The 20,112-nt window shown below is 33.9% G+C and carries 22 protein-coding genes, 1 rRNA gene and 1 other RNA gene; 12 read left to right on the forward strand and 12 right to left on the reverse strand.

From position 1 onward, the window contains the following. Positions 1-168 precede the first annotated feature (168 nt). From rny to B5X55_RS08740, 4 genes are all read right to left on the reverse strand, one after another. Complete coding sequence (gene rny / locus B5X55_RS08725; RefSeq protein WP_079512268.1) at positions 169-1,737, reverse strand: ribonuclease Y; 1,569 nt, start codon at positions 1,735-1,737, stop codon at positions 169-171. 49 nt (positions 1,738-1,786) lie between these two features. Continuing rightward, positions 1,787-1,896: non-coding RNA, 6S RNA (gene ssrS, locus B5X55_RS08730), on the reverse strand. Positions 1,897-1,952: 56 nt separating this feature from the next. Continuing rightward, positions 1,953-2,249 carry a cell division protein ZapA gene (locus tag B5X55_RS08735; RefSeq protein WP_079512228.1) on the reverse strand — a complete coding sequence of 99 codons (297 nt, stop codon included), beginning with the start codon at positions 2,247-2,249 and terminating at the stop codon, positions 1,953-1,955. Positions 2,250-2,261: 12 nt separating this feature from the next. Beyond that, positions 2,262-2,552, reverse strand: a complete 291-nt coding sequence (locus B5X55_RS08740) for a hypothetical protein (RefSeq protein WP_079512229.1) — start codon at positions 2,550-2,552, stop codon at positions 2,262-2,264. A 194-nt stretch (positions 2,553-2,746) separates the two neighbouring features. Here B5X55_RS08740 and B5X55_RS08745 point away from each other — a divergent pair, with 194 nt between their 5' ends. The 3 genes from B5X55_RS08745 to B5X55_RS08755 are packed head-to-tail and all read left to right on the forward strand — an operon-like array spanning position 2,747 to position 7,572. Continuing rightward, on the forward strand, positions 2,747-4,438 hold the full coding sequence (locus B5X55_RS08745) for a M23 family metallopeptidase (RefSeq protein WP_079512230.1): 1,692 nt from the start codon (positions 2,747-2,749) through the stop codon (positions 4,436-4,438). A gap of 5 nt (positions 4,439-4,443) precedes the next feature. Then, entirely contained in the window at positions 4,444-6,909 is a 2,466-nt protein-coding gene (locus B5X55_RS08750; protein WP_079512231.1) for a TonB-dependent receptor, read from the forward strand. Positions 6,910-6,918: 9 nt separating this feature from the next. Next, positions 6,919-7,572, forward strand: a complete 654-nt coding sequence (locus B5X55_RS08755; RefSeq protein ID WP_079512232.1) for a hypothetical protein — start codon at positions 6,919-6,921, stop codon at positions 7,570-7,572. Here the strand turns inward: B5X55_RS08755 and B5X55_RS08760 are convergent, their stop codons facing one another. Next, positions 7,573-8,721, reverse strand: coding sequence for a cysteine desulfurase family protein (locus B5X55_RS08760; RefSeq protein WP_079512233.1), 1,149 nt, complete (start codon positions 8,719-8,721; stop codon positions 7,573-7,575). A 114-nt stretch (positions 8,722-8,835) separates the two neighbouring features. On the opposite strand from B5X55_RS08760, the gene B5X55_RS08765 reads away from it, so the two are divergent. Continuing rightward, positions 8,836-9,339, forward strand: a complete 504-nt coding sequence (locus B5X55_RS08765; RefSeq protein ID WP_079512234.1) for a hypothetical protein — start codon at positions 8,836-8,838, stop codon at positions 9,337-9,339. A gap of 1 nt (position 9,340) precedes the next feature. Here B5X55_RS08765 and B5X55_RS08770 read toward each other — a convergent pair whose 3' ends face one another. Further along, positions 9,341-9,883 carry a DUF8465 domain-containing protein gene (locus B5X55_RS08770; RefSeq protein ID WP_079512235.1) on the reverse strand — a complete coding sequence of 181 codons (543 nt, stop codon included), beginning with the start codon at positions 9,881-9,883 and terminating at the stop codon, positions 9,341-9,343. A gap of 60 nt (positions 9,884-9,943) precedes the next feature. On the opposite strand from B5X55_RS08770, the gene B5X55_RS08775 reads away from it, so the two are divergent. From B5X55_RS08775 to B5X55_RS08785, 3 genes are read left to right on the forward strand one after another with little or no spacing between them, the layout of a single operon-like run. Then, positions 9,944-10,249 carry a DUF2752 domain-containing protein gene (locus tag B5X55_RS08775; protein WP_079512236.1) on the forward strand — a complete coding sequence of 102 codons (306 nt, stop codon included), beginning with the start codon at positions 9,944-9,946 and terminating at the stop codon, positions 10,247-10,249. A gap of 15 nt (positions 10,250-10,264) precedes the next feature. Next, the gene (locus tag B5X55_RS08780) at positions 10,265-10,594 is read left to right on the forward strand and encodes a CCC motif membrane protein (RefSeq protein WP_079512237.1); all 330 of its coding nucleotides are present in this window, start codon (positions 10,265-10,267) and stop codon (positions 10,592-10,594) included. A gap of 32 nt (positions 10,595-10,626) precedes the next feature. Further along, the gene (locus tag B5X55_RS08785) at positions 10,627-10,941 is read left to right on the forward strand and encodes a CCC motif membrane protein (RefSeq protein WP_079512238.1); all 315 of its coding nucleotides are present in this window, start codon (positions 10,627-10,629) and stop codon (positions 10,939-10,941) included. A 52-nt stretch (positions 10,942-10,993) separates the two neighbouring features. Here B5X55_RS08785 and rocD read toward each other — a convergent pair whose 3' ends face one another. Next, complete coding sequence (gene rocD / locus B5X55_RS08790; RefSeq protein ID WP_079512239.1) at positions 10,994-12,274, reverse strand: ornithine--oxo-acid transaminase; 1,281 nt, start codon at positions 12,272-12,274, stop codon at positions 10,994-10,996. A 219-nt stretch (positions 12,275-12,493) separates the two neighbouring features. On the opposite strand from rocD, the gene rlmD reads away from it, so the two are divergent. The 3 genes from rlmD to B5X55_RS08805 are packed head-to-tail and all read left to right on the forward strand — an operon-like array spanning position 12,494 to position 15,162. Further along, positions 12,494-13,906 carry a 23S rRNA (uracil(1939)-C(5))-methyltransferase RlmD gene (gene rlmD / locus B5X55_RS08795; RefSeq protein ID WP_079512240.1) on the forward strand — a complete coding sequence of 471 codons (1,413 nt, stop codon included), beginning with the start codon at positions 12,494-12,496 and terminating at the stop codon, positions 13,904-13,906. Position 13,907: 1 nt separating this feature from the next. Then, positions 13,908-14,414 (forward strand): DUF6452 family protein, encoded by a 507-nt coding sequence (locus tag B5X55_RS08800; protein ID WP_079512241.1) that lies wholly within the window; start codon positions 13,908-13,910, stop codon positions 14,412-14,414. Beyond that, positions 14,395-15,162, forward strand: coding sequence for a DUF6048 family protein (locus B5X55_RS08805; RefSeq protein WP_079512242.1), 768 nt, complete (start codon positions 14,395-14,397; stop codon positions 15,160-15,162). Before B5X55_RS08800 ends, B5X55_RS08805 begins: the two co-directional genes overlap by 20 nt. Here B5X55_RS08805 and B5X55_RS08810 read toward each other — a convergent pair. Then, a complete protein-coding gene (locus B5X55_RS08810) occupies positions 15,157-15,387 on the reverse strand; it encodes a hypothetical protein (protein ID WP_079512243.1) in 231 nt (76 codons plus the stop codon). The two genes, B5X55_RS08805 and B5X55_RS08810, sit on opposite strands and share 6 nt — an antisense overlap. After that, positions 15,384-16,553 (reverse strand): THUMP domain-containing class I SAM-dependent RNA methyltransferase, encoded by a 1,170-nt coding sequence (locus B5X55_RS08815; protein WP_079512244.1) that lies wholly within the window; start codon positions 16,551-16,553, stop codon positions 15,384-15,386. Before B5X55_RS08815 ends, B5X55_RS08810 begins: the two co-directional genes overlap by 4 nt. 94 nt (positions 16,554-16,647) lie before the next feature. Here B5X55_RS08815 and B5X55_RS08820 point away from each other — a divergent pair, with 94 nt between their 5' ends. Both B5X55_RS08820 and B5X55_RS08825 read left to right on the forward strand, forming a co-directional pair. Next, positions 16,648-17,319, forward strand: a complete 672-nt coding sequence (locus B5X55_RS08820; RefSeq protein ID WP_079512245.1) for a ZIP family metal transporter — start codon at positions 16,648-16,650, stop codon at positions 17,317-17,319. Beyond that, positions 17,320-17,745: a DUF4268 domain-containing protein gene (locus B5X55_RS08825; RefSeq protein ID WP_079512246.1), complete on the forward strand. Its 426-nt coding sequence runs from the start codon at positions 17,320-17,322 to the stop codon at positions 17,743-17,745. It abuts the gene before it with no gap. A gap of 31 nt (positions 17,746-17,776) precedes the next feature. Here the strand turns inward: B5X55_RS08825 and trhA are convergent, their stop codons facing one another. The 3 genes from trhA to rrf form a co-directional block, all read right to left on the reverse strand. Beyond that, positions 17,777-18,409 (reverse strand): PAQR family membrane homeostasis protein TrhA, encoded by a 633-nt coding sequence (gene trhA / locus B5X55_RS08830; RefSeq protein WP_079512247.1) that lies wholly within the window; start codon positions 18,407-18,409, stop codon positions 17,777-17,779. A gap of 13 nt (positions 18,410-18,422) precedes the next feature. Beyond that, positions 18,423-19,760, reverse strand: a complete 1,338-nt coding sequence (locus B5X55_RS08835) for an amidohydrolase family protein (protein ID WP_079512248.1) — start codon at positions 19,758-19,760, stop codon at positions 18,423-18,425. Positions 19,761-19,867: 107 nt separating this feature from the next. Further along, positions 19,868-19,979 (reverse strand): 5S ribosomal RNA (gene rrf, locus B5X55_RS08840). Between the last annotated feature and the right edge of the window lie 133 nt (positions 19,980-20,112).

The following is a 20,112-nucleotide window of genomic DNA, read 5'->3' on the forward strand; positions in this document are numbered from 1 at the left end:
AATAGCTTATCGACTTCTATTGAGATACAAGTGTTCATAGCTAAAGAGTGGAAAAAATAAGCTTAATTTGGCAGAAGAAGCCAAATTGAATAGTTGTATTGAATCTTTAAAAATTCCATAAAAAAAGCCTCTATATACATAGAGGCTTTTTTTATACTAATGTAAATACTATTTAGCTACATTAACGGCTCTTGTTTCCCGTATCACTGTTACCTTAACCTGACCTGGATAAGTCATATCAGTTTGAATTTTTTGAGAGATTTCAAATGATAATTGCGATGCTCTATCATCAGTCACCTTCTCACTCTCAACTATAACACGTAGCTCTCTACCAGCCTGTATTGCGTAAGCCTTCTGTACACCACTAAATCCAAAAGCAACCTCTTCAAGGTCTTTTAAACGTTGAATGTAAGAATCTAGAACTTGTCTTCTTGCCCCTGGTCTTGCTCCACTTATAGCATCACAAACCTGAACAATTGGTGCAATTAAGGTTTTCATTTCAATCTCATCATGGTGAGCACCTATTGCATTACAGACTTCCTCTTTTTCTCCAAATTTCTCAGCCCATTGCATTCCCAAGATTGCATGCGGAGTTTCTACTTCATTTTCAGTATTTGGTACTTTTCCAATATCATGTAAAAGACCTGCACGTTTAGCTATCTTAGGATTAAGTCCTAATTCAGCAGCCATAACGCCACAAAGTTTCGCTACCTCTCTTGAGTGTTGTAAAAGATTTTGTCCGTATGATGATCTATATTTCATTCTACCAACCGCACGTATCAATTCTGGGTGTAAACCATGAATACCTAAATCTATTACCGTACGCTTACCTATTTCAACAATTTCAGCTTCTATTTGCTTTTCTGTCTTCTTAACAATTTCTTCAATTCTCGCTGGGTGAATTCTTCCATCAGTAACCAATTTATGAAGTGATAGTCTAGCTACCTCTCTTCTAACCGAATCAAAACAAGAAAGTATAATTGCTTCTGGCGTATCATCTACTATAATCTCAACACCTGTAGCGGCTTCTAATGCTCTAATGTTTCTACCTTCTCTACCAATAATTCGTCCCTTTACATCGTCAGACTCAATATTAAAAACAGACACACAATTTTCAACAGCTTCTTCAGTACCTATTCGTTGAATTGTATTGATGATAATCTTTCGGGCTTCTTGATGCGCCGTTAATTTAGATTCTTCTACCGTTGCCTGAATGTAAGCCATAGCATCAGACTTTGCGGTTTCCTTTAAGCTCTCTACCAATTGGCTCTTCGCATCGTCAGCAGATAATCCAGAAATTACTTCTAATTGCTGAATTTGACTCTTATGCATTTTATCTAACTCTTCATGGCGCTTATCGAACAATTCTTTTTTCTGTTCTACTTCTTTTAATTTACCATCTAATGAAGAATTAATTTGCTTGTTTCTTGCAAGCTCACTACTCACTTGAGACTCCTTGTCCCTAGTTCGTTTCTCTGCTTCATTTATTTTTCTATCCTTACCATTAATAACCTTTTCATGCTCAGCTTTTAATTCTAAAAACTTCTCTTTCGCTTGTAAGATTTTTTCTTTCTTGGCACTTTCCCCTTCTGCATTGGCATCCTTTAATATGCGTTCAGCATCTTTTTTTGCATTTATTATGGTTTTAGAGGCTTTCCCTTTTTCCAAAAATTTCGCTATTGCAAAACCGATTGCCAGCCCAACTATTGCGGCAATAATTATCATTGTACTATCCATAGTGTAATTTATTAATAAAAAAAAAGCCCACATTGGAGAAGTTTTGATCAAACTCCGGTAAACAGGTTTAGGGCTAACAGACTGATCAAGGATCCCTATACGAGTAGGGCCTGCTTTTACAATCTAAACTCACCCTTTTTAAAAAAATAAATGTTGAGTTTGTCAAAAGGTATTACCAATGTGGGCAGTAACTTGATGTATTTAAAAGAACGTTTTTATTTCATAGCCAATTTAGAACTCACCAACTCTTCAAGCGCTTTCAATCGCTCTTCAGCTTCTTTGGTTCCTTCTGTTTGCTCTATGCCATTTTGCTCTATTTTAGAGGCAAACTGCAAGGCACACATGGCCAAAACATCTTGTTTATCTCTAACTGCATAATTTTGCTCAAACTTTTTAGCCAACTGTTCTATATTCTTAGCGGCCTTTCGCAAACCTTCTTCTTGCGCAGGATCAATAGTCAAAGGGTAGACCCTATCAGCAATCGAAAGTTTTATTTTGAGCTTATCTGACATATTATATTAACATTATTCCGACAATTGAGCTATACAATGGTCCAACTCTCGTATCAATGTATTTATTTTAAGCTTAGCTTCTGTTTTATTGGTATTACTGCCTAACATTGAATTTGCAAGTTTGAGCGAATTATATTTCTCTTCCCACTCAGAATCCGTTTTACTTGCGTTTTCTTGAGAAGATTTAATATCGTGCAATTCTTTTTCCAACTCCAAATTAGCATTGTTCAAAACCTCAAGTTTATGCAACAATTTGCTTATTTTATTTTCTAAAGAATCAACGATTTTAATCAACCCGCTCATACATCAAAGTCAATGCGATTTACACAAAGTTAACATAGATTCGATGACTTAGCAATAGTTTTGTGAAATATTCCTAAATCGGTTAAACTTAAACTGATAAACCAATATGTTACAGCTCTTTATTATAATTTTAGCGCATGCAACTCTATAGAATTGTTATTGATTAATTATTTTCGCACTATTGCTATCTACTTATGAAAAAAATATCCTTTGCCCTTCTGTTATTGTTTTGTTTTACCCTAGTAGCACAAGAAGAGTATCCTAAAGATGCGTTCAGACCACCAATGGATATTCCTATCATATTAGCAGGAACTTTTGGAGAACTTCGCTCAAATCACTTTCATTCTGGTATTGATATTAAAACACAACAACGCGAAGGCATACCGGTTATATCTATCGGCGATGGCACCATAACCCGAATAAAAGTCTCATTATGGGGTTACGGTAAAGTATTATACATAGCGCACCAAAATGGATATACATCTGTTTATGGTCATCTTCAAAAATTTTCTCCTTCAATAGAAGCATACATTAAGAAGTTACAGTATGATAAAAAATCTTTTGAGGTTGAAGTTTTTCCTGATTTTGGAGAGCTAAAAGTAGAGAAAGGTGAACTTATTGCATATAGTGGAAATACTGGCGGTTCTGCAGGGCCTCATTTACATTTTGAAATTAGAAGCAGCATATCAGAAAAACCAACCAATCCTTTATTATATGGCATTGATGTGGCCGATGCTACTAACCCAATCTTAGAGAAGCTCTTTGTTTATCCTTTAACAGATAAATCTCATGTGAATGGTAATTACGAAAGAACACAAGTTAATTTCAGTAGAGAAAGTGATGGAACCTATTTAGCAGATAAGGTTACCGCTCTTGGCAATATAGGAATAGGGTTTATAGGCTTTGACCGTCTAGATATGGCTGCAAATAAAAATGGAGTTTATTCAGTTGAGCTTAGTATTAACGGTAAAATATATTCGCTCTATGATTTTGAATCGTTCTCTTTCGGAGAAACTAGATATATAAACACTCTTGTCGATTATGATTATCTAGGTAGAAATAGACAACGTATACAGAAAAGTTTTAAATCGGCCGGCAACAATTTGGGTATCTATAAAGAATTATATAATAACGGAAAAATTGATATTAACCAAGGGTTGAGTTATACTGCAAAATTATTAATTAAAGATTATGCAGGTAACAAAACAGAACTCAACATACCAATTGAAGGTATTAAAAATAATGACATTCGTAGCCGAGAAAAAGAAACCACAGAAAATTACGTAATTGCCAACAAGCCAAATAATTTTGATTTAGGCAGCGCCAAAGTATATTTTCCCACCAATACTTTTTATGAAGATTTCTACATCGATTTAAAAAAAGGAAATGATACCGTAACTATTCATAATAACACGGTACCAGCCCATAGAAATTTCACTATTACCTTTGATGCTTCGAAATATCCGAAAGAAATACAAAAACAATTATTCATTGCAAGACTAGATTCTAAACTTCAACCTAATCATACAAATACCTATAAACGAGGTGACCTATTTACAACTCGAACTAGAAATTTAGGAACGTACACCATAGCGAGAGATTCGATAGCCCCAACCATTCGAACTAAAAACTTCAAGGAAAAACAATGGTTGAATAATTACAAATATTTAAGTGTACAAATAGCGGATGATCTTAGTGGTGTAGACACGTATTCAGCAACCTTAAATGGTGAATGGATTTTAATGGAATACGAACCTAAGCGAAGAACATTAACTTATAATTTCGACGACAAGATAGCTGACCAGACGCAATGTGTCCTTAAAGTTACCGTTACTGATAATGTAGGTAATGAGAATACCCTTACCACTTCGTTTTATAGAAAATAGTATACTTGAAACATTTTAGCATTCTTGTCCTTTTATTACTACTGTGCAATGCTCTAAGTTTTGCTCAAAACGCAACTATAACTGGTATTGTTCTAGATGATAACAACCAACCCCTAGCAGATGTTAACATTACAACTCAAGGGCTTGGCACCATAACCTCGTCTAACGGATTCTATATTTTAGAAATAACTGCGGATATAGAAAATACTATTACCTTCTCTCATATAGCGCATAAGGATGTAATATTGAAAAATTTACTACTGACAACAAATGAAACTTTTGAATTTAACCCTGTTCTAAAAGTAGATGTCATTCAAATAGACGAAGTATCGGTATCTGCTACTGGTGAACGTACGTTAGAAAATATTTTAAATGTTACACCAGAGACCATCAGAAAAATTCCTGGTGCAAATTCTGGAGTAGAAACAATCTTAAAATTGTTACCTGGTGTATCATCAAATAACGAACTAAGTACACAATATGCCGTTAGGGGTGGCAACTATGATGAAAACCTTGTATACGTTAATGAGATAGAAGTTTACAGACCATTTTTAATACGATCAGCCCAACAAGAAGGACTTAGTTTTGTGAATAGCGATTTAGTTAAAGATGTGAAATTTTCTGCAGGTGGTTTCCAAGCAAAATACGGGGATAAATTAGCTTCTGTTTTAGATATCAAATATAAGACTCCTACCCTATTTTCGCTAAGGGCCGACTTGAGTTTTCTTGGTGCCAGCGCGAGTCTTGAGACAGTATCTAAAAACAATAAATTTAGCTCGGTTTCTGGTATTCGATATCGAAACAATTCGTTATTGGTAAATAGTCAGCAAACACAAAGCAACTTCACTCCGTCTTTTACTGATGTGCAAAGTTACTTGACCTATACGGTTTCATCTAAATTACAACTGAACTTTTTAGGCAACTTAGCAGTTAATGATTATACCAATGAACCTTTAAACAGACAGACCAATTTTGGCACCTTAGATAATCCGCAAGCATTGGTAGTTTATTACCAAGGGCAAGAGAAAAACAGATATACCACAGCTCTAGGCGCCTTAAAAGGGAGTTATTTTCTAAATGAAAATACTACACTAAAACTAATATCATCTATATACCATACTATCGAAGAAGAATATTCAGACGTAATTGCTTCTTATGAACTTGGAGAGGTCGATAGTAACCTAAGTAGTGATTCAGCAGGTGAAGTTCTTACATCACGAGGTATTGGCTCTCAGTTTAATCGAACTAGAAATGACCTAGATGCACTTATCTTTAATATAGAACATAAAGGTTCTCATACTATGAACAATTCTGTTTTAGAATGGGGCGCAAAATACACACATGAAGATATAAGAGATCAATTGAGAGAATCTGAATTTATAGATTCCGCAGGATTCTCTATTAGACCTCCAAGAGCTGAATTCACTAATAATCAGCCGGCAGATTCATTTGATGCTCCATTAGTAGCCTATAATGGTATATACGCATTGAACTTTGTAAAAACGAATCGATTTTCTGGTTTTGTTCAATTGGGTACTCAAAAAACTTGGAACGACACAGATATCTATTATAATATAGGGGTACGTTCTCATCATTGGACAGTTAGTGGCACCGATGTTGAAAAAGTATCACAAACTGTTATTAGCCCTCGGGGGCAACTTGCCATAAAACCTAAATGGGATAAGGATATGTTATTTCGCTTATCTACAGGTATATATCATCAACCTCCTTTTTATAGAGAATTAAGAGATAGTTCAGGAACCATACAACCCAACGTAAAGGCACAAAAAGCCTTTCATTTAGTAGCAGGTAATGAATACAGTTTTCTACTATGGGAACGGGCATTCACATTAATAAGCGAAGCTTATTATAAAAAATTAGAGAATGTAAATCCGTATACTTTAGAAGATGTACGTATTCGGTATTCAGCGAATAATGATACAGAAGCCTATGTCTATGGTGCTGAAGTAAGAATGAACGGAGCATTTGTACCAGGCACAGAATCTTGGATAAGTATCGGATACTTAAAAACTGAAGAAAATAGAAATAACCGAGGGTACTTACCTAGACCTACAGATCAACGCTTAAAATTGGGGATTCTTTTTCAAGATTACATACCGACGATTCCTGATTTAAAAATGTATTTGAACCTAGTATATCAAACAGGAGTTACTGGTGGATCACCAAGTTATGCAGACCCATACATATTTCAGAATAGATTAAGAGATTATAAACGTGCAGATTTAGGAATTTCCTATATTTTTGCAAGTAAGGATAAACAGTATCCGAATACACACTGGCTTCATACTTTTAAAGAATTGAGCTTTGGTTTTGAAATTTTCAATTTATTCAATAATCAAAATTCAATTACGAATACTTGGGTGAGAGACGCAGACAGCAAGAACGAATATGCGGTTCCTAATTACCTAACATCAAGAGTATTAAATTTAAGATTAGGAATACGCCTTTAAAACAATCAAATGAAAAGAATACTTTTTTTTATAACATTACTTTCTTGTTTTGCTGTAATAGCTCAAAAGAATATTTATGAGAGTCCTAACTTTGATGACTTAAGTTCAGACCACAACCTTTTGGCTATTATTCCTTTTCTAACCAATTTAGACCTCAATGAAAAGGTGTCTAAATCAGAACAGAAAAGACTGGAACAAAATGAAGGTTATGCGGTACAGAATGCTTTAGAAACCTATTTCTCTGAACGAAGTAAAAAGAAAAAGCTACCTGTTCAATTTCAAAACATAAAGAATACAACCGCTATACTAGCAAAGAACAATATTACGTATGAGAATATTGATGTGTACACAACAAAACAGCTTAGCGAAATCTTAGGAGTTGATGGTATTATTAGTGGCACCTTAGATTTAAACATCTTATTATCTAGTGGTGTGCCTACAGAATTCAGTTTTACAGATTATATCTCGGGTGGTGCTAATTATGGCCGCATTGGTATAAAAATCAGTGATGGAAAATCAGGTAAATTATTATGGAAATACGAAAAAGAAATCAATAAAAAGACAGGCAAAAATACCACTGATCTTATTGACCGTATGATGAAATTGGCTATTCGTAAATTTCCTTATGAAAGAGAGCGTAAACGTGACCGAATTAAAGATTAATTAAGCCTCAATAATATCTTTCAAAACACCAATCGTATAGTCAATTTCCTCTTTTGTATTATACGATGAGAATGAAAATCGAACAGAAGGTTTTTTCATATCTTCTATAGATAAAATCTCGTTTAATACATGTGATCCTGCATCACTACCAGATTGGCAAGCACTACCCTTAGAACAAGCAATGCCTTTAATATCCAAATTGAATAGAAGCATCATAGCTTTATCTTCGGTAATGGGTAAGCAAACGTTAACTAAAGTATAGGTACTCTTATCTAAATCACCAGAATGTCCATTAAATTTAGCTTCAGGAATTTCTTTTTTCACCTTTTCAATAAAGTAAGATTTAAGTTCTTCAACGTATTTCTTTTCTCTATCCAAATTTTCATAAGCATGTACAAAAGCCTCCTCTAGTCCGACTATATTATGAAAAGATTCAGTACCCGCTCTAAGACCACGTTCCTGAGAACCACCTGAAATCATACAACTCATTCCTGAGTTTTTACGAATAAAAGCAAAACCTATTCCTTTAGGCCCGTGAAATTTATGAGCAGCAGCAGCTAAAAAATCAATAGGAAATGCCTTAACATCCCAGTTATAATGACCCAAAGACTGTACCGTATCAGAATGTACTAATGCACCGTGTTTTTTGGATAAAAGAGTAATAGCCTCTAAATCTATTTTATTTCCAATTTCATTATTTACATGCATTAAGCTCACTAGCTTTTTAGAATCATCACTTTGTAATAAGGTTTCTAAATGAGCCATATCAGGATTACCAAAAGCATCTAAATTCACGAATAGTAATTGAATTGAACCCTTTTTTTCTAATTCTTCAACCGTATGTAATACCGCGTGATGCTCAATTTTTGATGTGATAATCGTTTTAACATCTAAATCACGTACTGAACATCTAATAATCATGTTATCAGCCTCAGTACCACCAGAAGTAAATATAATTTCAGAAGGCTGAGCGTTTATATACTTAGCAATAGTTTTTCTAGCACTTTCAATTGCAGTTTTCGCCGTTCTACCAAAACTATGTGTAGAAGATGGATTACCGTACGAATTTGCTAAAGCATCTTGCATTTTGGCGATAACCGTTGTATGCACTTGTGTAGTTGCTGCGTTGTCTAAATATACATGTTTCATATAAGCGTACTCTTAAATAAATAAAGTACAAAAATAGCTCAAATAAAGTTAATTAACCCATAAATGACAGCCATGCTACTGAGGGGTTTCCAAATTTTAAATTAAATTTGAATTATGAAAAAATACCTCTTTATTGGTTGCTCAATTTTATTTTTTGGTTGTAATGACGGTGATTTACAAATAGAAACTGTTAATTTTGATAGTATTGATACTGTCCAAAACTGTAATGTCTTGTCCGTTTCAACTTCAAATGTTTTGTTCAAAATAAATGGTGATGAAGCTTTAATTGTAACATTACCAAGCGGGCTTTTGAAAAATACAGTAACTACAACTGATATAGAGAGTGCTGTACCTGGAAACTCGCAGGTTAGCTACCGAATATTTTCAGATAAGGTAACTAGTGCATATTTCTGTGATTCACCACCACCACTAACACCTACGGTTTTGGAAGAAATTGAAGCTCAAGGCGGAAGCATATTAGTTACAACAAGTTCTACCGATAATATAACTTTTACGCACTCTATTAAATTAAGCGGTATTACATTTTTAAATGAAAATGGTAGTAGAATTACTGATCTACAAATAAATGAATTCGGTACAATAACTACAGGAGGGTAATTTAAAAATTCTGAAAAATATAAACCTCGGTTGCACCTAGACCATATTTTTGATAATCGGCATCGTAGAATTTAACATTGTCATATTTTCTGAATAGATAACCCAGTTCTTCTTTTAGCACACCTTCACCTACACCGTGTATAAAAACAATCTTTTGAATTCGTTTACTAATAGCAAAATCTAATTGTCTTTTTGCTGTATCTAATTGTAGATTCAGCATTTCAAACTTACCTATCTGTTTAGGATTTTTCACTAACTGATTTATATGAAGGTCTACCTCCATTTTAGGTGCAGTTCTTTCTTTCACCCTGACTACATTAGCCTTTTTACGTTTTGGTAGTTCTTTTTCTTTTTTAATTTCGGCAATTTCAGAATTTGATACATGAATCTCATTTGAGATATAAACCAATTCTTTGGCCATAAAATCTAACGAAAATCCATCATCACTAACTATGGTTATTTCTTCTCCATTGATTGAATCTACAACGCCCTTTATAACGTCGTCAATAGTTTCTACGATATCACCTATCTGAAATTGAGACATATTTTTATTTTGTATGCTCAAAAATAATGGTAATTTTCCGACTTATAATTCAAATTAAAAATGCGATTTAAAGCGTTAGTTATTATTTTGGGGTTAGACAACTACATGTTACCCTGTTTCACCAAACAAATAATAGGCATAGACTGCCCTGGTTGTGGTCTGCAGCGTTCAGCTTTATTTTTACTAAAAGGAGAATATTGGGCCGCTTTTCAAATGTATCCGGCTATTTATCCAATGTTATTGTTATTTGCCTTTTTAGGTTTCAATAAGTTATCCCCTATAAAATATTCTAATACTATTACGATTATACTTATGATTAGCACCGTAGGTTTTATATTGACCAATTACATTTTAAAATTTATCTAACTAAACCTTTAAATTATGGAACAACAAAAATTACCTAATGTTACATTAGCACTAGTACTTTCTATTTTAGGATTCTTATGCTGCTGTTTTGCAGGATTACCTGGAATTATTCTAGGAGGAATTGCTTTGTTTTTAGTGACAAAAGATGAAAATACGTATAAACTAAACCCTGAAGATTATTCAAATTATAGCACCCTAAAAACGACTAAAATAATTGCTATAGTTGTTCTCGCAATAGGCGCTATTTATTTCTTAATGACAGCATGGTCAATTTACCAAACAGGTTGGGATGTACAAATGGAACAATCTAAGCAGCTTTTAGAACAATGGGGAATTGAACAATAAAGTATTAATTGAATACTATTCATAATAAATTAATGGACAATACTGTAGAATACAAATCAATACCAGGCGCTAGTAATGCCCTTACTTTTGGCATATTATCTATCGTTTTAACCTTATTCTGTTGTGGCCCATTTGGTGCTATTTTCAGTATTATTGGTTTAAGCAATGCAAAAAAAGCTAAGAACTTTTATGAAGCAAACCCTGGTAATTATAGGGGATATGAAAATGTAAATACCGGTAAGATTTTATCTTACATTGGGCTTGCATTAGCCGTGATTCTATTAATATTTACAATTATTTATTTTGGATTGATTATCGCATTTTTTGCGACTGCAGATTTCCAATAAATAAATTATAATCAAAAAAAATCCCCAACTCACATCGGGGATTTTTTTATTTCTATTTTTTAAAATCATTAAGCGTTTTAATAATAATGGAAACACAATCTAGAAGTTCTTCTTTCGTCATTACCAAAGGTGGCGCAAAACGAATGATATTACCATGAGTGGGTTTAGCAAGTAGTCCGTTCTCCTTTAACGCCATACAAATATCCCAAGCTGTGCTACTTTCTTCAGTATCATTAATTAGTATTGCATTCAAAAGACCTTTACCACGAACACTATTTACCAAATCAGTAGTAGCTATAAATTTGTTTAGCTCATCTCTAAAAAGTTCACCTAATACAAAAGCATTCTCTGCTAACTTTTCTTCCTTTACTACTTCTAAGGCTGCCATACCTACAGCAGCAGCAATAGGGTTACCACCAAAAGTACTACCATGATTACCTGGCTGAATTACATTCATAATAGCATCATTCGCCAATACCGCAGAAACAGGATAAGCACCACCAGATAGCGCTTTTCCTAAAATTAATATATCTGGTTTTGTTTCAGGTGTGCCACTACAATGCTTATCTGAACAAGAACAATTACCACAAGTCGCAAGTAAACGTCCTGTTCGTGCAATACCTGTTTGAACTTCATCAGCAATAAATAGTACATTGTACTTTTCACAAAGTGCTTTAGCTCCACTTAGATATCCTGCAGAAGGCACATAAACCCCGGCTTCACCTTGTATAGGCTCAACCAAAAACCCTGCAACATTCTTATTTGATTTCAACACCTCTTCTAGGGCGTTCAGATTATCATATTCTATTTTTATGAATCCCTCTGTATAAGGACCAAAATTTTTGCGTGCTACAGAATCGTTTGAAAAAGAAATAATAGTTGTTGTACGGCCATGAAAATTATTTTCACAAACAACTATTTCTGCTGAATTCTCGGGAATACATTTCTTTTCATATGCCCACTTTCTACAAATTTTCAGAGCTGTCTCAACAGCTTCTGCACCTGTATTCATTGGTAAAAGCTTATCGAAATGAAAAGTTTCGGTTGCATACTTTTCATATTTGCCCAACATATCATTATAAAACGCTCTAGACGTCAATGATAATGTTTTAGCCTGTTCTGTCATCGCGCCTACTATTTTTGGATGGCAATGACCTTGATTTACTGCTGAATAGGCAGAAAGGAAATCATAATATTTTTTCCCTTCCACATCCCAAACAAATACACCTTCACCCTTACTTAATACTACGGGTAATGGATGATAATTGTGGGCTCCGTGTTTTTCTTCTAATGCAATTGCATCCTTAGAAGTGATGTTTTCTAAAATTGACATGATAAAAATTACTTTAAATAAAACTTTAGCAATTCCTTCTATACCTTTTTCCTTTCGAAGAGTCGAAAATTCAGCGTGGGAGAGAAATCATCCTTGTAGAAACTCAAAAATACAAATAATTGCCATCAAAAATAAAAATTACGGCGAATGGTTTCAATATCTTGTTAATACTATCAACAACAGTATTCTCGTTTCAAAGAAACCATTTATTTTTGCGGCATGCGAAAAAAGACAAAGCGAGAGATTTTTGAAAATGTTACGGTAGTAGATGCGGCAGCCAAAGGCAAGACTATTGGAAAAGCACCCGATGGTAGGGTTATTTTTTTAACTAACACCGTACCAGGAGATGTGGTTGATGTTCAGACAACAAAAAAACGCAAAGCTTATTTCGAAGGAAAAGCAATTAAATTTCATTCTTTTTCAGATAAAAGAGTTGAACCGGTATGTCTGCATTTTGGAGTATGTGGTGGTTGTAAATGGCAAGACATGGGTTATGAGCACCAACTTTTCTATAAGCAGAAAGAGGTAGAAAATAACTTAAGAAGAATTGGCCATCTAGATTTGCCAGAACTGACACCCATTCTTGGCTCTAAAGAACAATATTTCTATAGAAATAAAATGGAGTTTTCTTTTTCAGATAGTCGTTGGTTAACATTAGATGAAATACAATCTGACAACCAAATTGAAGATAAAAATGCTTTAGGTTTTCACATACCTGGTATGTGGGATAAAATATTGGACATTAAAAAATGTCATCTTCAAAAAGATCCATCAAATGCAATTCGGTTAGAGACAAAAAAATTCGCTGTTAAAAATGGATTAACCTTTTTTAATCCTAGAAACCAATATGGTATGTTGCGTACCTTAATGATTCGCACTTCTTCTAATGGTGAAATTATGGTTCTAGTCCAATTCTTTGAGAACGATAAAGAGAAAAGAGAGCTACTTTTAAATCATCTTTCAATCACGTTTCCTGAAATAACGTCTTTATTATATGTTATCAATCCGAAACAGAATGATACTATATATGATCAAGAAATAATTTGTTTCGCGGGTAGAGACCATATTTTTGAAGAAATGGAAGGACTTAAATTCAAAATTAACGCTAAATCTTTCTACCAAACAAATTCAGAACAAGCATACGAATTGTATAAAATAACTAGGAATTTTGCTAATTTAAAAGGCAATGAACTTGTTTATGACCTTTATACAGGTACTGGCACAATTGCCCAATTCGTGTCTAAAAAAGCTAAGAAAGTAGTAGGTATAGAATCTGTACCCGAGGCTATTTTAGATGCTAAGGAAAATGCTTTAAGAAACGAAATTGACAATGTAGATTTCTTTGTTGGAGATATGAAAAATATTTTCAATGAGCAGTTTATTGCCCAGAATGGTGTGCCAGATGTAATTATTACTGACCCACCACGCGACGGTATGCATAAAGATGTTGTACAACAAATACTAAATATTGCGCCTAATAAAGTAGTATATGTTAGCTGTAATAGTGCAACCCAAGCAAGGGATTTAGAAATGATGAAAGATATGTACGTGATAACAAAAGTGCAACCTGTAGATATGTTTCCGCAAACCCACCACGTCGAAAATGTTGTACTTTTAGAAAAGAAAGTTTAAAATGAGAAGTTTTCGAATTGGCATAGTACTATTTATAGGCATCCTAGCTGTAGCTTCTTGTGAGAAAGATGATATTTGTGTAGAAGGTGATACACCTTTGTTGGTAATAGAATTTTATAACATTAATGATACATCGGCTTTAAAAATAGTACCTACAATTAGGGTTGTTGGTGTGGGCCAAAACGTAACCGTTAATACCGTTGCCGATAGAACGGCGCTGAACACTATATCCATTCCATTAAAAACAGATGTCGACGTTACAAGTTTTATAATTATCTCAGCTTCAGCCTCAGCAGAAGACGGTTCAGAGACAGGCAATATAGATACGGTTAATTTCTCTTATAAAAGGTTAGAAGATTTTTTATCTCGCGGATGTGGTTTTGTGGTTAACTATGATAGTTTGCAAGCAAATGTATCGTCTGACACCAATAATTGGATTAAAGATATAGAAATAATAAGAGCACAAGTCATCAATTCAGATTCTACACATGTCAAGATTTTTCATTAATCTTTATTTTTTATTTTTTGTATTCTTGGCTATTAGCCAAAGCAAGCCAATAGACCTTAATCCAAAAGATACTGTTGAATATAAACAGTCTTATGGCATAAGCCTAGGGTTAGATCTAAGCCGTATTATAACATCTTCATTAGCCAATAATTATAGTGGTTTTGAAATAGTTGCAGATTATAGATTGACTCAAAGTTTATATATCGCAGCCGAATTAGGTAACGAAGAAAAAACAAGGCAAGAAGACTTATTTAATTTTACCACATCGGGCAGTTATTTAAAAGTAGGCGTAAATAAAAACAATTATGCAAATTGGTATGGCGAGCGCAATCTAATTTATTTAGGAGGAAGATTGGCATTTAGTACTTTTGAAAACACATTAAACAATTACCAATACTTTGACACAAACCGTTATTGGAACCCAGAAGATTTTGCTACTGGCTCAGATGTTCCTGAAAAATTTTCAGGGCTTTCTGCTACATGGCTAGAAGCAGTTTTTGGAACTAAAGTTGAGCTATTTTCTAATATTTATATGGGAGCTAGCATTCGTTTAGGGATAATTTTAGCACAAAAGGAAGATGACCGTTTACCAAATTTATGGATACCAGGGTTTAATAAAGTTACCGATGACAGCCGCTTCGGTGTAGGCTATAATTATAGTATTTCCTATTTCTTACCATTATACAAGAAAAAAAATAAGGTAAATAAGAAAATTGAACAAGCAGAGAAAGAAGCCGAAGAATTATAGTTCTTTAAAACCTTTCAAGAAAATCCATTTCATTACAATTTTATCTACACCTTCTTTTTTAATTACTACAAACTTAGGAGCGAGAAAAGATGCCGCAATGGCTGCAATTAAAGACATATAGAACGAATCTAACTGCAGAAATAAGCTTAATCCAAATCGAAACAGGACAAAAAGAATAGCAAATCCTAAAAAATTAAAGACAAGAACTTTGTGTTTAGGTTTCATTCTTCGTTATTCTTTTGATGTTTAGCTTTTTTGCTGCCCTCATACATTTCGTATTTAACCAAACGCGATTCTAAATGGCTATTAAATACCTTTATTTTACGTGAAGGTCGAAGACCTACAAACTTTAAAGCAGGGAGGTTGCTAGTTATAAACCATGCATTAGTACCAGGATATCCCTTTTTTAAGGTATCTCCAATGGCGCTATAGAAATTTTCCATCTCTATATCCAATCGTTCTCCGTATGGAGGGTTAAAGCACATATGTAAAGCACCTTCAGATTCTTTTTCAGTTTTGAAAAAATCTTTTCTTTCTACGGTGATATAATCTGTCAAGTTTGCATTTTCAATGTTATCCAATGCTTTTCTTACCGCAGAAGGTGCCTTATCATATCCAATTATCTTATGATGAAACTCTCTAGTTTTCTTTAAACTCGAATCAACAATTTTCTCATATAATTCGGCATCAAAGTCCGACCATTTTTCAAAGGCAAATCCTTTTCTATTGATATTAGCAGGAATATTACAAGCAATCATAGCCGCTTCTGTCAACATGGTACCACTACCGCACATGGGGTCAAGAAAGTCGCTTTGACCATCCCAACCACTTAAAAGCAATAATCCAGACGCTAATACCTCGTTAATTGGTGCAATATTAGTAGCCGTACGATAGCCCCTGCGATGTAAAGAGCTACCAGAACTATCTAAAGAAACATTGCACTCATTATTGTGAATATGTATATTAATACGTAAATCTGGGTCCTTTATATCTACATCTGGTCGTGTACCTTCAGTATCGCGAAACTTGTCAACTATTGCATCCTTGGTTTTTTGTGATACATATAAAGAATGGGTAAACTCTTCAGAATTGACAGTAGTATCTATGGCAAAGGTTTCACTGACAGAAAGGTATTCTGTCCAGTCCATTGCATAAATCTTTTTATATAAATCATTTTCATCTCTAACTTGAAATGAATGTATAGGCTTAATAATCTTTATAGCTGTTCTTAGACATAAATTTGCCTTATACATAAAACCCAGATCCCCTTCGAAAGATACATTACGAACACCCTCAATAACATTACTAGCACCAAGATTTCTAAGTTCTTTAGATAGTAGTTCCTCAAAACCAAATAGGGTCTTAGCGACCATTTTAAAATTATTACCCATATCTACTTTTTCTCGTACCGCAAAAATACGCTAATTTTGACGCTAGATTAATTTAAGACCTATTTCCTTTTATTTAAGCCTAAGAAGCATTTACATGATTTATATTTTACCTGTACTGGGAGTACTCTTGAGTTTTCTTTTTGTGGTAGTTAGCAAACCTCAAAAAAATGAATATTTTAAACTTCTATTAGCGTTTAGTGGAGCATTTTTATTAGCACTAACGATATTTGAATTATTACCGGAGGTCTACAACCACAGTGACCCAAAAACAATCGGAATATTTATAATGTTGGGAATATTATTTCAAATATTTCTTGAGTTCTTTTCTAAAGGTGCAGAACATGGACATGTACATATTTCAAAAGAAAGTACAAATTTTCCATGGTTACTTTTCATAAGCCTCTGTATACATTCTTTATTAGAAGGCTTACCAATTGGATTGAACGATACTATAATTTATGGTATTTTAATTCATAAAATTCCTATAGCTATTATTCTAAGTATCTTTTTTCTTGGTTCTAAAATAAAGCCAATACATGCAGGTTTATTCATGGTCCTATTTTCAGTTATGACCCCTATTGGCACTTTTTTAGCGCATACCGTAGAAATATTATCGACCTATGCGGTCTATCTTAATGCTTTGGTAATAGGTGTATTCTTGCATATTTCTACCGTAATTTTATTTGAAAGCTCTGAAGGCCATAAGTTTAACTTAAGAAAACTATTAGTCATTATTTTTGGGATAACTATAGCTTATTTTTTGTAAATGTTCAGCAAAGAAGATTCTAGAAAATTACGTGAGGAATTTTGGATTGCCTTCGGAAAGTCATTCCCAAACAAATGGGTATTATACAAAACAAAAATAAAGGGGTTATCCTTTAAATTTCATTTCGATTTAAGAAAGGCAATGGTATCTATAGATGTTGATACCGAATTTGAGCAACGGATTAAAGTATGGGATAAGTTAGTTGCCTTGAAATCTATTTTACTAGAGGAATATCTTGCAGAAGCAGTTTACGAAGACTTCTTTTTACTAGAAAATAAAAAAGAAATTTCAAGAATTTACATAGAATTAAATAACGTATCCATCCACAACAAAAACACCTGGAGAGAAACAATGGAGTTTTTAAATCAATCTATGCTTAAGATTGAGATTTTCTTTGAAGAGTATAAGGATATTATTGATTCCTAAATTAAGATATACCTAGTAAATACTTTTTGTTTTATATTACATTTAAGTATATGAAAAACCAATGGCTAACTGCGCCACAAAGTACAAACATGTGCCATATGAAGTGATTATAAGGAATCTTTTTTATAGCATAAAATATAATACCTACGGTGTAAAACGCACCGCCAACCATAAGAAGTTGAATACCCCTTTCTGATATATTATTAATAAGGTTATCCAAATCAAAAACAATAAGCCAGCCCATTACCAAATAAAGTAATAAAGACAGAATTTCATATTTACCAGTAAAAAACAGTTTTAAAAATGTTCCAAACAACGCTATTCCCCATACCGTAAAAAATATAAACCAACCATTACCATCAATTAAGGTAATTAGCGCCACAGGAGTATAAGTACCTGCTATTAGGTAATAAATATTAATATGGTCAAGGATTCGCAGTCTATGCTTCCAAACTCTGTTAGTAACGCTGTGATAAACGGCAGAAACCGTAAGCATACTAATTAATGTAATACTATAAATGACTAAGCCAGATACCGCATAGAAAGATTTGAAACTATTCTCTCTCAATAAAATTACCATGGCAAAAATTGCCAAAATCGAACCTACTGCATGAGAAAAGAAATTGAGCTTCTCATGTTCTTCAATCGTGTCTAAATATGACATTAATATCTTCTATTTATTTATATCGCTTACCATGTTTAATTACCATATCTACATCTTGCAAAAGACTTATATATCGTAATACATCGCCTTTTACAGCTATAATATCAGCATATTTACCAGGAGTTATTGTACCAACTTCATCTGATACTCCCATCCACAATGATGGCCAATATGTAGCTCCACGTATTGCATACATTGGATCAATTCCAAATTCATTCACCCACACATCAAGTTCATTCCAAGTTGACTGACTATGAAATTTCATTGGTATTCCACTATCGGTGCCAACCATTAAAACAACACCAGCATTTAATAATTGATTTACTTTAGTTTCAAGAGTGGGTCTTCGACTTGAAGTTAATTGAAAATAAGGAAGACGATCAGAATGTTCAATACTTTTTTTAATATCCGTTACCACACTATCCGGTAAACCTCTATGCCAAGAATCCTCATCAATAAATTCAGGATTATCTCGCATATATTCATAATTATACAATACTTCTACTGTAGGTGTCCAAAATAATGGGCCCTGGCTCATATCTGCAGTACGCTCCTTTATCATTTCCATAATATCATTAGGGTATTCAGGTGCAGATGATAAACCAGTGTGCTCAAAACAATCGGCACCAGCCATTAATCCTCTTCTAATCTCCTCAGGTCTATGACTATGAGCCACAACTTTTAAATTGTTCTTATGGGCTTCATCTACAATAGCCTGAACTTCTGCCATCGACATTTGATCTTGGTCAATTAGTTTAATCATATCCACACCTGCGGCAGCTAGTTTTCTTATTTTCTTGCGCGCATCTTCAACACCATCAATTCCCCATCTAAAATCTTCTGTCCCAGGATATGGTTTATGCTGAATAAACGGTCCAGACACATATAAAGTTGCTCCAGGAATCTCACCGTTGTTAATAGCATCCCTTACCGCAATACTTTCTTTTAAAGGTGCACCTAAATCACGTGCACTAGTAACACCTGCCATTAATAATTGATGAGCGGATGATGGCATAATAACTTTTTCTAAAAGAGGTGGATAAGTTTTATCCCAATACGCGTAATCTGCATGTCCATTTAACATCGTATGAACATGCATATCCCATAAGCCAGGTAAAACACTCATGCCTTCAGTTGAAATAATCTCTGCATTTTCAGGAATTTTTGTATTGTCTTGATTACCCACAGAAACTATTTTTTGTCCCTCTATAATAATGACGCTATTTTTAATAGGCTCTGAACCAAAGCCATCAATAAGGGTGCCCCCGACCAATGCTTTTATTTTATTTTCTTGAGCAATACCCAAGATACCGATAGAACCGAAAATAAGTAAGCAGAATATCCTTTTCATAATATGTATTTAGATACTTAAATATACTAAAAGGAAGTACTTAGTAAGAAGTTATTTAGATTTTGGGTATAAAAAAAGCCCCTTACATTTCTGTAAAGGGCTTTCGAAAAAGGCGGCTACCTACTCTCCCACTTAGTATAGCAGTACCATCGGCGCAAACGGTCTTAACTTCCCTGTTCGGAATGGTAAGGGGTGGGCCCCGTCGCCATGGCCACCTAAGTTATAGATCGGGACGTACCCGATCGCGGCCTCCGCCGCAATATCGTTGACATGAATGGAACAGGATCCTATAAAGGAAAGTAACACGTATAGTAATAAGCGAGACTTATAAAAAAAGAAAGAAATAAAGATC

The organism is Maribacter arcticus (assembly GCF_900167935.1).
Taxonomy (GTDB): domain Bacteria; phylum Bacteroidota; class Bacteroidia; order Flavobacteriales; family Flavobacteriaceae; genus Maribacter; species Maribacter arcticus.